The organism is Methylobacterium sp. B4 (assembly GCF_003201865.1).
Taxonomy (GTDB): Bacteria; Pseudomonadota; Alphaproteobacteria; order Rhizobiales; family Beijerinckiaceae; genus Methylobacterium.
Window position 1 is genome coordinate 317,090 of the sequence record NZ_QJJJ01000003.1, and the last position, 12,005, is coordinate 329,094.

A 12,005-nucleotide genomic window follows, 5' to 3' on the forward strand; every position below is an offset into this window, starting at 1 on the left:
GATGGGCGAGCGGACGAACCCGACTGCGTGGCGATCGGGCGAGGGCGCGATGGAGGCGCGGGTCCGCGCGCACGATTGGTCCGCGACGCCGCTCGGCCCCGCCGCCGACTGGCCCGAGACGCTGCGCTCCGCGGCGAGGCTCGTGCTCGACATGGCCCTGCCCGCCGCCCTCGGCTGGGGCGAAGCCTCGACCCTCCTGTGCAACGACGCCTTCGCCGCTCTCCTCGACAGGGGGACGGACCCGCTCGGACAGTCCTTCGCAGCTCTCGGCGGCGAGTTCGGAGGCGAGGCGCTCGCCGCACTCGTCGAACGCGTCCGCTGCGGCGAGGCCGTCCCCGCCGCAGACCTCGCGCTCGGCGTCGGGCCGGACGGTGCTGACAGCGCGCGCGTCACGCTCTCGCTCACGCCGCTGCGCCGGGCCGACGGAACGGTGGCGGGCCTGCTCGCCATCGTCACGGATACGCCTGCGACCGGCACGGAGCGTCCGGCGCAGGAACCTCAAGCGCGGGAATCCCGGGCCGAGGCGGCGCTGCGCGTCAGCGAGGAGAAGTACAGCACCCTGTTCCAGACCATGGGCCAGGGCTTCTGCGAACTCGAACTGGTGCGGGACGCGGCGGGCCGGGCGGTCGATTGGCGCTACATCGAGGTGAACCCCGCCTTCGAGCGGCTGGTCGGCCCGCCGGCGGCTCTGGCCCGCGGGCGGCGCGGGCGTGATTTCGTGCCGGAGATCGACCCCTGGTGGTTCGAGACCTACGAGCGCATCGTCGAAACGGGCGTGCCGAGGCGGCTGGAGCACAGGGAGACGCCCAAGGGACGCTGGTACGAGGTCTCTGTCTACCCGCAAGCGGGCGACCGGCTGCTCGTCCTCTACGACGACGTGACCCAGCGCAAGACGGCCGAGGCGGCCCTGCGGGAGCGCGAGGAGCGGCAGGCCTTCCTCCTGGCGATGAGCGACGCCGTGCGTCGGCTGACCGATCCGGCGGCCATCGAGGGCGAGATCTGCCGGCTCCTGGCCGAGCGGCTGGGGGTGGAGCGGGCCTATTACGCCGCGGTGGACGAGGCGGTCGGGCTCGCCCGGATCGCGCACGATCACGTCCGCGGCGACGCGCCCTCCCTGGCCGGCGAGCACCGGCTCGCGGATTTCGCGTGGTCGGCCGAGATCCTTCGCCGCGGCGAGTGCCGCGTCGTGGCCGACGCGCAGACCTCGCCGGACGTGCCGGAGACCGAGCGGCCTCACCTCGCCGCGCTTCGGATCGTCGCCTGCATGGGCGCGCCGCTCGTGAAGGACGGACGACTGGTCGGCGTGCTCTGCGTCACCCAATCCCGCCCACGGGAATGGACCGGCGACGAGGTCGAGCTGCTGCGCGACGTCGCCGAACGCATCTGGGCCGCGGTGGAGCGCGGCCGGGCCGAGGTGGACATCCGCCACAAGAACGCGGTGCTGGAAGGAATCAACCGCATCTTCCGCGAGGCGCTCGGCGCCTCCACGGAGGAGGAACTCGGCCGCGCCTGCCTCGCCATCGCCGAGGAGGTGACGGGCAGCGCCTTCAGCTTCATGGGCGAGGTCAACCTCGAGACGGATCGGTTCGACGAACTCTCCATCAGCGATCGGGGCTGGCGGCACTTCGCCATGGAGAACCCCGCCTTCCCCGCGGGAAAGGCGCCGACGGGCCTTCCGCTCCACGGCCTCTACGGACGGGTGCTGCGCGACGGCAGCGGCCTCATCGCCAACGCGCCGCACGCGCATCCCGATCGGATCGGCACGCCGCCGGGTCACCCGCCGCTCAAGGCCTTCCTCGGCGTGCCGCTGAAGCGGGACGGCCGGACCATCGGCATGATCGGCTACGGCAACCGTGCGGGCGGCTACCGGCCCGAGGATCTGGAGGCCGCCGAGGCGCTCGCTCCGGCGATCCTCCAGGCCCTCCTGAGGAAGCGGACCGCCGACACCCTGGGCGAGAGCGAGGAGCGCTTCCGCACCCTGACCGAACTGGTGCCGAGCCTGCTCTGGGACGCCGATACGCAGGGGCGGACCGCCCTCGTGAACCGGCGGTGGACCGAATATACCGGGCAGACCCTCGCCGAGGTGCAGAACGGCGGTTGGCTGGCCGTGATCCACCCCGACGACGCGCAGGAGACCGCCCGCGTCTTCGCCGACGCCTACGCCACCGGCCATGGCCTGGAGCGGCAGCACCGGATCCGCCGCCGGGACGGCGTCTATCGCTGGTTCCTCGTCCGCCACGCGCCGGCCCGCGACGCGGAGGGCCGGGTCCTGCGCTGGTTCGGCGCGGCCACCGACATCCACGACCAGCACCTCGCCGCCGAGAAGCTGCAGCTGGAGGAGGCCCGTCAAACCTTCCTGCTCGATCTCGCCGACAGACTGCAGGGCCAGAACGATCCGCAGGAGACCCTGCACATCGCCGTCGCGGCGCTGGGGCGGCACCTGGCCGTCAGCCGGGTCGGCTACGTGCGCGCCTATGCCGGCGGCGAGATCATCGAGCGGCAGGTGCGCTTCACCGCGCGGGAGGAGGCGCCGCTGGGGCCGCTGCGCCTGCGGGATTTCGGCGAGGGCGTCCGCGGCCGGCTGCACCGGGGCGAGACGGTCGCCGTGGAAGACCTCGACGGCGTCGCCAATCCCGCCTTCTGGAGGAGTGTGGAGATCCACAGCCTCCTGGCGGTTCCGCTGGTGCGCAACGGCCGGCTGCGCGCGGCGTTCTACGCCACCCATGACCGGCCCCGGGCATGGTCGCCGGGCGAGGTGGCGCTGTTCGAGGATGTCGCGGCGCGGACCTGGGAGGCGGCGGAGCGGGCGCAGGCCGAGACGGAGCTGCGCGCGAGCGAGGCACGGCAGCGCGCCCTAATCGAGGGCATTCCCCAATTGGTCTGGCGCTCGGCGATGGGCGGAGGCTGGACCTGGGCCAGTCCGCAATGGTGCCGCTACACCGGCCAGAGCGAGGCAGCCCCCCTGGGCTTCGGCTGGCTCGACGCGCTTCATCCCGACGACCGCGAGCGGGTGCGGACGGCCTGGACCGAAGCCGAGGCCGCCAGCGGGCTCACCCTGAATTTCCGCATCCGGTCGGACGCGGAGGATCGCTACCGCTGGTTCCAGTCGCGGGCGCTGCCGCTTCTCCGAGAGAGCGAGAACTCGGAATGGCTCGGCACCTCGACCGACATCGACGACCTGCGCCGCCTCCAGGAGCAGCAGGACGTGATGGTGGCCGAGCTGCAGCACCGCACCCGCAACCTGATCACCGTGGTGCGCTCCATCGCCGAGCAGACCGTGGTCAGCAGCGCCTCGCTCGACGTGTTCCGCAGGCGCTTCTACGACCGGCTCGCCGTGCTCTCGCGGGTCCAGGGACTGCTCTCGCGCTCGAACGTCGAGCCGATCCTGCTCGACACCCTCATCACCGCGGAACTCGATGCCCTGGGCGCCTGGGAGGCGGCCGAGCGCATCCTGCTCGAAGGCCCCTCCGTGCGCCTGCGCAAGGCGACGGTGCAGACCTTCGCGCTCGCCCTGCACGAACTCGCCACCAACGCCCGCAAGTACGGCGCCCTCGCCGTGCCCTCGGGGCGCCTGCAGGTGACGTGGCGGACCTATGACGAGGACGGCCGGACGCGGCTCGCCCTGCAATGGACCGAGGAGGGAATCGAGGGGCCGTCCGCGACGGCTCCCCCCGCCCGGTACGGCTACGGGCGCGAACTGATCGAGAAGGCGCTGCCCTACGCCCTCGACGCGCGCACGCATTACGCGCTGGGCGAGCACGCCCTGCACTGCTCCATCGACCTGCCGCTGACGGACCGGCGCGGCAGCGAGCGCACGACCGGCAATCCCTGATGCCGGCGCCTTCGCGGCGCGGAAGCCGAGCCGGACCGCGGGCGGGAGCGCCGGCTCTACGCGCGTGCCAGCGCGCCTTCGATCATCCGCGCGACGGCCAGCGCACGCCCGTCATCGCCGAAGCGGGCGATCACCTGCACGCCGAGCGGCAGGCCGTCGCCGGGCACCGGGACGTTGACGCAGGGCACGCCCATCAGGGTCCATAGCCGGTTGAAGCGCGCATCCCCCGTCGAGCTCAAGCCCCGCGGGGCGCGGCCCACGCTCGACAGCGTCAGGATCGCATCGAACTCCGAAAACATCTCCTTGAGGAGGCGGCGCGCCCGGTGCGCATCCCGGCGGGCGGCGTCGTAATCGGCCGTGCTCAGCGCCTGCGCCCGGTCGAGCTGTCCGCGCAGCACCGGCGGCAGCGCCTCCCGATGCCCGGCATATTCCCAGGCGAGCGCCTGGCGCGCCTCGACATCCTGCACGGTCGGATGCGCGGCCCAGGCCCGGGCGAAGGGCTCCGGTAAGACGAGATCGCGCAGGCTCGCTCCCGCCCGCTCCGCTGCCCGCGCCGCGACGGTCAGGGCCGCCAGCGCGTCCGCATCCGGCGCGCCGGCGAAATCCTGGAGGCAGAGGGCGAGGCGGGGGCGGTCAGGCTCGCGCGCCTCGATCTCCGTCCGGTCGGCGATCAGCGCCAGCGCCCGGGTAATGTCGGCCACCGAGGCCCCGAACAGGCCGAGCGTATCGAGCGCCCAGGAGAAGGTCTTCACCCCGACCGTCGGAAGGAGCCGGAACGACGGCTTGATCGCCGCGACCCCGCAAAAGGCCGCCGGGCGGATCACCGAGCCGCCGGTCTGCGTGCCGAGCGCGAGCGGCAGCAGCCCGGCGGCCACCGCGGCGGCCGAGCCGGAGGAGGAGCCGCCCGGTGTATGGCCGGGATCGTGCGGGTTGCGCGTCGCCGCGGGGTCGAGGCCGGCAAACGCCGTGGTCGCCGTCTTGGCGAGCGGCACGGCGCCGAGCGCCCGCAGCCGCGAGACGATGGCCGCGTCGGCCCTCGGCCGCCAGCCGGCATAGATGCCCGAGCCGAACTCGGTCGCCATGTCGGCGGTGTCGATGATGTCCTTCACCCCGACCGCGATACCGGCGAGCGGCCCGCTCTCCGGTACCGCCGTCTCGGGCGGCGCCGTGCGCAGGACGGCCCGGAGCGCGGGATCGCGCTCGGCGATGCGTTCGCGGGCGGCGCGGATCGCCTCCGCCGCCGTGAGGGTGCCGTTCGCGACGCGGGCACGCGTGTCGAGGAGCGAAATCATGCACCCCGAGTCGTCGCAAGCCGCCGGATCTGTCAACACCGTTCCACAGGGCGCCGGACCGGGACCGACACGACACCGCATCGTTAGCGGCGCGTTTACGCAACGCTGCGCATCGTCGGGCCATGTGGCGTAAAGCGTTAGCGTTCTCGGCCCTGGTGCTGTTCGGCGCGGGGCTCACGGGCTGTGCGATCAACCGGTTCGAGCGCCGGGAGGCTTGGCGCGACCAAGCCGAGCAGATGTGCATTTCCCGCAAGCTCGTGCAGCCGACGGCCTACGTCTCCCTCGCCAAGGAGATCGACGGCCCCGGCCCCTGCGGCATGCAGCAGCCCTTCCGGGTGACGAAGCTCGGCGGCGGAAGCGTCGCGCTCAAGCAGCGCATGACGCTGGCCTGCCCGGCGCTCGCCGAGGCCGAGGCATGGCTCGCCGACACGATCCAGCCCGCCGCCAACCTGTATTTCGGCGTGCCGGTGGCCGAGATCAACGCGGGCTCCTATTCCTGCCGCGGCCGCAACAACCAAGCGGGCGCCAAGCTCTCGGAGCATTCCTTCGGCAACGCGCTGGACATCATGTCCTTCACCCTAGCCGACGGGCACGTCATCACGGTGAAGGGCGGCTGGCGCGGCACCGAGGCGGAGCAGGCCTTCCTGCGCGAGGTGTTCGTCGGGGCCTGCGCCCGCTTCTCGACGGTGCTGGCGCCGGGCTCCAACGTGTTCCACTACGATCACATCCACGTGGATCTGGCGATGCACGACCCGCGCGGGCTGCGGCGCGTCTGCAAGCCGCTCCTCAAGTTCGAGTCGCAGCTGAATGCCGCCAACGGCGCGGCCCGGCCGCTCGCCTCGCCCCGTCCGCCCGCGCGCCAGACCCTGCCGTCGCAGGCCCCGATCGACGTGGAGGAGGACGATCCCTACGGCGTCGCCCCGACCTCCTCCCGCACGACCGGGACGCGGGTCGCCCGCTCGCCGGCGGCTCCCACGGCCTACGCCGCCGCCCCGCCCCCGAGCCGCCCGCGTCCTCCGGTCCCGGCCCACGATGCGGCCTACGCGCCGCTGTCGCTGGCCGCACCCCATGCCGCCGACCACGCCCCGGACGAGCCGATCTACTGATCCCTCCCGAGGTGTGCCCGGCACACCCCAGCCCGGCCTAAAAGCGGCGCCCATGCCCGGTCCAAGCTTGACTTGGAACCGGCACGGAGCATCGTCTTTCGCCCATCCGGTGCCCGCCGTGCCCCTTCTCTGGCAAGGGGTTTTCGATGCGGGGCACCTTCAACAGGCGGATCTGAGCGGCATGCGCCCGAACCTTCCTCTCGCCGTCCTGGCTCTCGGCCTCGTCGCGGCCTCCTCCGTACTTCCCGCCTTCGCCCGCTCGGGCCGCGAGGAAATCTCGCCCGCCGAGGAGCAGACCTTCCCCTACGACGCCGACATCCCCGGCTGTCAGGATGCGGACGTGCTCGAGAAGGTCTCGACCCAGTTCGCCGAGAAGGAGGCGAAGTTCTGGAACTCGTCGCTGACGATCGTCGCCTACGACAAGATCGAGCGCACCGCCTGGCGGCCCTACGGCGTCGACTTCATCCCGCGCCGCTACTGCTCGGCGGTCGCCACCACCTCGGACGGGGTGCGCCGCAAGGTCGATTACTCCGTGCGCGAGAGCCTCGGCATCATCGGCTCGACTTGGGGCGTCGAATTCTGCGTCCACGGGCTCGACCGCAACCTCGCCTACGCCTACGCCACCGCCTGCCGGATGGCCCGGCCCTGATCCCGGTGAGGAAAAGGCGGGGCCTGCGGACGATGCACGCTTGACTTGTATTTCCGGCGCGGCATCGTCGCAGCCGTGCCTGCCCGAGACCGCCCCATGATCCGTCGCCGCTTCGCTGCCCTGGCCCTCGGCCTGACGCTCGCCACCGGGGCGGGAGCGCAGGATTTCGGCGGTTTTCGACGCGGCGGCGAGCCCGGCAGCTTCGACTTCTACGTGCTGGCGCTGTCCTGGTCGCCGACCTATTGCGACGGCGAGGGCGCGCGCCGCGACCGCAACGGCCAGTGCGCGCCGGGCCGGGGCCTCGGCTTCGTGGTGCACGGGCTCTGGCCGCAATACGAGCGCGGCTTCCCCTCGAACTGCTCCGCGGTGGAGCGCCCTCTTACCCGCAACGCGGTCGAGGCCGCAGGCGAGATCATGCCGAGCGAGGGGCTGGCCCGGCACGAGTGGCGCACCCACGGCACCTGCTCCGGCCTCGATCCGCTCGCCTATTTCAAGGCCGTGAAGACCGCCCGTGAAGCGGTGACGATCCCCGAGGCCTTCACCAAGCCGGAGGCGGGCTTGCGTGCCGCCCCCATCGACATCGCCCGGCAGTTCGTGGCGGCCAACAAGGGCCTGCGTCCGGACATGATGTCGGTGACCTGCCGCCGCGGACAGTTGCAGGAGGTGCGGATCTGCTTCTCCAAGGACCTGCGCGGCTTCACCCCCTGCCCCGAGGTGGCCCGCCAGAACTGCCGCGCGGGCGAAGTCTCGATCGAGGCGGCGCGCTGACGCTGCGTCAGCGCCAATTCGGCAGCGAATGTTGCGGGCCGTGACGGCCGCGCGGCCGCCCACCGGCCTTCTATCGGACGATCCTGATCGGATCAGCGCGAGGTGGATGGCTAGGCGCCAACCATCTCGCGTTTCGTCAGGGTGTTGCTCACCGCAATCGGGAACGGTCACGCCTGACACCGCCGGGCAGGACGGGTCGTAATGCGCCCCGCCCACGATGACGGCGCCGGCCTTTGCCGGCTCGAACCTGCGCCCCTTCCAGATCCGGACTTGCCCCCCTAAGACGGCAGCCGCCCGCCGGCTCCGATCTTTTCCCGTCATTGCGAGGCGAAGCCGAAGCAATCCAGCGCGCCGCCATCTCTGGGTAAGTCGCGCTGCTGGATCGCTTCGCTGACGCTCGGGATGACGGAGTGCGGAAGCGCGATGCAGTGATCGAACGGAAACGGCATGAACTACCGCCACGCCTTCCACGCCGGCAATTTCGCGGACGTGCTCAAGCACGTCGTACTGACCCGCGTGCTCGTGCATCTCTGCGCCAAGGACAAACCGTTCCGCGCCATCGACACTCATGCGGGGCTCGGCGTCTACGATCTCGAGGCCGAGGAAGCTGGGCGCACGGGCGAGTGGCACGACGGATTCGGCCGGCTCGAGACGCCCTTCGCGGCCGAGGTCGAGGCGCTGCTCGCGCCCTACCGGGCGGCGGTGGAGGGCGTGCGGGCGCGGCACGGCGCCACGACCTATCCCGGCTCGCCCGCGATCATCCGCGAGCATCTGCGCGCCGGGGACAAGGGCGTCTTCGTGGAACTCCATCCGATCGATGCGGAGACGCTCGCGCACCGCTACGCCAGCGATTCCCGCACCAAGGTAATGCATCTCGACGGCTGGACCGCGCTCAACGCCCTGATTCCGCCGCCGGAGCGCCGCGGCCTCGTGCTGATCGACCCGCCCTACGAGGAGCGCGGTGAGATCGACCGGCTGGGCCAGAGCCTGCTCAAGGCCGCCCGGAAATGGCCGACCGGGATCTATCTCGGCTGGTATCCGATCAAGGACCTGTCGGCGGTCGATCGGATGGCCGCCACGCTCGATGCGGGCCTGGAGCGTCCGGCCCTACGCCTCGACCTGATGATCGAGCGGCCGGACGACCCGACGCGCCTGTCCGGCACCGGCCTCATCGTCGTCAACCCGCCCTGGACCCTGGCGGCGGAGGCGGAGCAGTTTCTGCCCGCCCTCGCGGAGCGGCTGGCCCGCACCGGCTACGGCGCCTTCCGCTGCGAGAGGCTCGGGCCGGAAGGATAGGACGGGTCACGCCTCAGTGCAGCGTCCCCGCCTCAGGCTCGGTCCCGGTGATGGTCTCTGCGAAGGGAAATTCCAGCACCACCTCGCCCGCCGCATCGGTGACGACGAGGATCGCGCGGATCAGGCGTGGATCGCTGCCCTCCTCCTCCAGGCTCGCGCGGATGGTCGCCTGCGCCACCCGCCACGCATGGTCGGGGTCGCGCAGCTCCGCGCCCTCCTCGTCGGTGAGGATGTCGTCGCCGATCTGGGTGTGGAAGAAGTAGCGCGGCATCTGACTACGCGGCCACCCGGCCTTCGAGGGGAAACACCTTGGCCGGGTTCATGAGCCAGGCGGGGTCGAACACGTTGCGCACCCGCATCTGCTGCTCGAGATCCTCCTGCGCGTACTGAAAGCGCATCAGCTCGCGCTTCTCGATGCCGACGCCGTGCTCGCCCGTGAGACAACCGCCGACCTCGACGCAGAGCTTGAGGATCGCATCGCCCGCGGCCTCGGCCTTCTGCAACTCGCCGGGCGTGTTGATGTCGAACAGGATCAGCGGGTGCAGGTTGCCGTCGCCGGCATGGAACACGTTGGCGACGCGCAGGCCCTGCTCGGCGCAGATCGCCTCGATGCGCTCCAGAACGTGGCCGAGCTGGCCCGTCGGGATCGTGCCGTCCATGCAGATGTAGTCGGAGATGCGCCCCGTGGCGCCGAAGGCGGATTTGCGGCCCTTCCAGATCGCGGCGGATTCGGCTTCGGACTTCGAGACGCGGATGCTGGTCGGGTTGAAACGGGCGGCGATGGCCTCGATGCGGGCCAGCATGTCCGCGCATTCCTCGTCCGAACCCTCGACCTCGATGATTAGCATCGCGGCGGCGTCGCGGGGGTAGCCGGCCTTGGCGAAGTCGTCGGTGATGAGGATCGCCTCGCGGTCCATGTACTCGATGGCGACCGGGATGATGCCCGCCGCGATGATCGCCGCGGTGCAGGCGCCGGCATCCTCCACCGAGGAGAAGCCGACGAGCGCCGGCCGCGCACCCTCGGCCGCGCGAAGAATGCGCACGGTGGCCTCGGTGACGATGCCGAGTTGCCCCTCCGAGCCGCAGATCAGCCCGAGCAGGTCGTAGCCGCCGGAATCGAGATGCGCGCCGCCGAGCTCGACCACGGTGCCGTCGTTGGTCACGAGCGTGACGCCCATGAGGTTGTTCGTCGTCACGCCGTATTTCAGGCAATGCGCCCCGCCCGAGTTCATGGCGATGTTGCCGGCGATGGTGCAGGCGAGCTGGCTCGACGGGTCGGGGGCGTAGAAGAAGCCCTCGTGGGCCACCGCGCCCGAGATCGCGAGATTGGTGATGCCGGCCTCGACCCGGGCCGTGCGGTTGGAAAAATCGAGATCGAGGATGCGCGTCATCTTGCCCACCCCGAGGATGATCGCATCCTCCTGAGCGATGGCACCGCCGGCGAGCGAGGTGCCCGCACCGCGCGCCACCACCGGCACGCCGTTGGCGTGGCAGAAGGCCATCACCGCCGAGACCTCCTGCGTCGTGGAGGGCAGCACCACGGCGAGCGGCATCTTGCGGTAGGCCGTCAGCCCGTCGGTCTCGAAGGCGCGGCGCTCGTCCTCCGTCGTCACGAGCGCCTCCGGCGCCACCAGCGCGGACAACCCCTCGATGATCGCTTCGCGGCGGGCGACGACGCCGGCATTCGGGGCGGGGAAGGCTATCGACATGGCCGGCATCTCCTCCAGAGGAGCCGCCCCGGGGGCGGCTTCGCAACCTTGTCGCCCGTGCCGGGCGGCGCCGTCCCGGCCATGGAGGCGGAGCCTTCAGCCCCGCTTCAGCCGCCGTGCCGAAGGCTCGTCCGGACGATGCAAGCCACGACTCTAGCCGAAAGCGTTCGGGGACGCACGGTCGTTCCCACCGAGCCATGCAGCCACCGAAAGGAGCCGCAGCGTCTTGGACGGAGCAACCTCGACTGGACGGCGGGCGAGCGAAGTCTATATCTGTTCTAAGGCAAAAAGCTTTGCCATAAGCAAGGCGGCTACGGCCGACCCAAGGAGGAAAACAACATGCGTCACCTCATCCTCGGCGCCGCGTTTGCGCTGCTGCTGCCTGTCGCCGCCCACGCCGAGGGCGATGCCGCCGCCGGCGAGAAGGCCTTCGCGCCCTGCAAGGCCTGTCACAATTTCGAGAAGAACGGCGTCGGCCCGACCCTGAAGGGTGTGGTCGGCATGAAGGCCGGTGAGGGTGCAGACGGCTACGCTTTCTCCGACGCGCTGAAGAAGTCCGGCATCACCTGGGACGAGGCGAACCTCAAGGAGTGGCTCATCGACCCGAAGAAGAAGGTGCCCGGCACCAAGATGGTCTTCCCGGGCATCAAGGACGAGAAGAAGGTCAACGACATCATCGCCTACCTCAAGACCAAGTCCTGAGGCATCGCGCCCTTCCGTCGGAAATAGGAAAGCCGCCCCTCGGGGCGGCTTTTCTCGTCTCGGGCCCTCGCTTCGGGACGGGGCGCCGTCAGCAGGGCGGCTCGGCCGGCACCCCGGCGCTGCCCGCGCGGGCATGCAGCTCGTCGCGCATCGAGGCGAGATTCTCGAGCAGCCCGCGCCGCTCTTCCATCGTCATACCGGTCATGCCGCCCACCGTCAGCGGCAGGCAATCCATCTTGCCCTTGAGCCCGCGCCCCTTGTCCGTGAGGAAGATGCTGACCTGCCGCTCGTCCGGCCGGTCGCGGGCGCGGCGGACATGGCCCGACGCTTCCAGGCGCTTGAGCAGCGGCGTGAGCGTCCCCGAATCGAGGAAGAGCCGGCTGCCGATCTCCTTGACCGAGAGGCCCTCCTCTTCCCACAGCACAAGCAGCACGAGATATTGCGGGTAGGTCAGCTCGTGATGGGCCAGCAGACTGCGATAGGCGCGGCCGAAGGCATGCGCCGCAGCGTAGACGGCAAAGCAGAGCTGGTTGTCCAGGGATTGCGGGTCATCGCGGCCCGGTCGACTCATGGCACTCTTCCTCGGTGCGCACACGGCGCACTGGCGTTTGCGGCCCGGCGCACGAACCCGGACCCTTCGGACAGGAGGCG

The 12,005-nt window shown here is 71.0% G+C and carries 11 protein-coding genes; 6 read left to right on the top strand and 5 right to left on the bottom strand.

Annotation, left to right across the window (positions count from 1 at the left end; all coding sequences use genetic code 11):
- The first annotated feature begins 1 nt into the window (after position 1).
- Positions 2 to 3,832: a GAF domain-containing protein gene (locus BY998_RS07100; RefSeq protein WP_110350915.1), complete on the top strand. Its 3,831-nt coding sequence runs from the start codon at positions 2 to 4 to the stop codon at positions 3,830 to 3,832.
- Positions 3,833 to 3,888: 56 nt separating this feature from the next.
- On the opposite strand, the gene BY998_RS07105 is transcribed toward BY998_RS07100, so the two are convergent.
- Positions 3,889 to 5,124 (bottom strand): amidase, encoded by a 1,236-nt coding sequence (locus BY998_RS07105; RefSeq protein WP_110350916.1) that lies wholly within the window; start codon positions 5,122 to 5,124, stop codon positions 3,889 to 3,891.
- Between the two features lie 122 nt (positions 5,125 to 5,246).
- Between BY998_RS07105 and BY998_RS07110 the strand changes: the two genes are divergently transcribed.
- The 3 genes from BY998_RS07110 to BY998_RS07120 all read left to right on the top strand — a co-directional run bounded on the left by BY998_RS07110 (position 5,247) and on the right by BY998_RS07120 (position 7,647).
- A complete protein-coding gene (locus BY998_RS07110) occupies positions 5,247 to 6,230 on the top strand; it encodes an extensin family protein (protein ID WP_110350917.1) in 984 nt (327 codons plus the stop codon).
- Between the two features lie 181 nt (positions 6,231 to 6,411).
- Positions 6,412 to 6,879 (top strand): hypothetical protein, encoded by a 468-nt coding sequence (locus tag BY998_RS07115; RefSeq protein WP_110350976.1) that lies wholly within the window; start codon positions 6,412 to 6,414, stop codon positions 6,877 to 6,879.
- Between the two features lie 96 nt (positions 6,880 to 6,975).
- On the top strand, positions 6,976 to 7,647 hold the full coding sequence (locus BY998_RS07120) for a ribonuclease T2 (protein WP_110350918.1): 672 nt from the start codon (positions 6,976 to 6,978) through the stop codon (positions 7,645 to 7,647).
- Positions 7,648 to 7,964: 317 nt separating this feature from the next.
- Here the strand turns inward: BY998_RS07120 and BY998_RS25025 are convergent, their stop codons facing one another.
- Positions 7,965 to 8,096, bottom strand: a complete 132-nt coding sequence (locus BY998_RS25025) for a hypothetical protein (RefSeq protein ID WP_280952888.1) — start codon at positions 8,094 to 8,096, stop codon at positions 7,965 to 7,967.
- Here BY998_RS25025 and rlmJ point away from each other — a divergent pair.
- Positions 8,095 to 8,943, top strand: coding sequence for a 23S rRNA (adenine(2030)-N(6))-methyltransferase RlmJ (gene rlmJ / locus BY998_RS07125; RefSeq protein ID WP_181425448.1), 849 nt, complete (start codon positions 8,095 to 8,097; stop codon positions 8,941 to 8,943). The two genes, BY998_RS25025 and rlmJ, sit on opposite strands and share 2 nt — an antisense overlap.
- 13 nt (positions 8,944 to 8,956) lie before the next feature.
- On the opposite strand, the gene BY998_RS07130 is transcribed toward rlmJ, so the two are convergent.
- Both BY998_RS07130 and BY998_RS07135 read right to left on the bottom strand, forming a co-directional pair.
- Positions 8,957 to 9,214 (bottom strand): hypothetical protein, encoded by a 258-nt coding sequence (locus BY998_RS07130; RefSeq protein WP_110350919.1) that lies wholly within the window; start codon positions 9,212 to 9,214, stop codon positions 8,957 to 8,959.
- Between the two features lie 4 nt (positions 9,215 to 9,218).
- Complete coding sequence (locus BY998_RS07135; protein WP_110350978.1) at positions 9,219 to 10,652, bottom strand: FAD-linked oxidase C-terminal domain-containing protein; 1,434 nt, start codon at positions 10,650 to 10,652, stop codon at positions 9,219 to 9,221.
- A 339-nt stretch (positions 10,653 to 10,991) separates the two neighbouring features.
- On the opposite strand from BY998_RS07135, the gene BY998_RS07140 reads away from it, so the two are divergent.
- Positions 10,992 to 11,354 carry a c-type cytochrome gene (locus BY998_RS07140; protein WP_110350920.1) on the top strand — a complete coding sequence of 121 codons (363 nt, stop codon included), beginning with the start codon at positions 10,992 to 10,994 and terminating at the stop codon, positions 11,352 to 11,354.
- 88 nt (positions 11,355 to 11,442) lie between these two features.
- Here the strand turns inward: BY998_RS07140 and BY998_RS07145 are convergent, their stop codons facing one another.
- Complete coding sequence (locus BY998_RS07145) at positions 11,443 to 11,925, bottom strand: MarR family transcriptional regulator (protein ID WP_110350921.1); 483 nt, start codon at positions 11,923 to 11,925, stop codon at positions 11,443 to 11,445.
- Positions 11,926 to 12,005 lie beyond the last annotated feature (80 nt).

What these genes read in the sequence shown, in the direction of transcription:
- BY998_RS07100 (WP_110350915.1), top strand. Translation starts at nt 2, where the DNA reads ATGGGCGAGCGGACGAACCCGACTGCGTGGCGATCGGGCGAGGGCGCG.
- BY998_RS07105 (WP_110350916.1), bottom strand. Translation starts at nt 5,124, where the DNA reads ATGATTTCGCTCCTCGACACGCGTGCCCGCGTCGCGAACGGCACCCTC.
- BY998_RS07110 (WP_110350917.1), top strand. Translation starts at nt 5,247, where the DNA reads ATGTGGCGTAAAGCGTTAGCGTTCTCGGCCCTGGTGCTGTTCGGCGCG.
- BY998_RS07115 (WP_110350976.1), top strand. Translation starts at nt 6,412, where the DNA reads ATGCGCCCGAACCTTCCTCTCGCCGTCCTGGCTCTCGGCCTCGTCGCG.
- BY998_RS07120 (WP_110350918.1), top strand. Translation starts at nt 6,976, where the DNA reads ATGATCCGTCGCCGCTTCGCTGCCCTGGCCCTCGGCCTGACGCTCGCC.
- rlmJ (WP_181425448.1), top strand. Translation starts at nt 8,095, where the DNA reads ATGAACTACCGCCACGCCTTCCACGCCGGCAATTTCGCGGACGTGCTC.
- BY998_RS25025 (WP_280952888.1), bottom strand. Translation starts at nt 8,096, where the DNA reads ATGCCGTTTCCGTTCGATCACTGCATCGCGCTTCCGCACTCCGTCATC.
- BY998_RS07130 (WP_110350919.1), bottom strand. Translation starts at nt 9,214, where the DNA reads ATGCCGCGCTACTTCTTCCACACCCAGATCGGCGACGACATCCTCACC.
- BY998_RS07135 (WP_110350978.1), bottom strand. Translation starts at nt 10,652, where the DNA reads ATGTCGATAGCCTTCCCCGCCCCGAATGCCGGCGTCGTCGCCCGCCGC.
- BY998_RS07140 (WP_110350920.1), top strand. Translation starts at nt 10,992, where the DNA reads ATGCGTCACCTCATCCTCGGCGCCGCGTTTGCGCTGCTGCTGCCTGTC.
- BY998_RS07145 (WP_110350921.1), bottom strand. Translation starts at nt 11,925, where the DNA reads ATGAGTCGACCGGGCCGCGATGACCCGCAATCCCTGGACAACCAGCTC.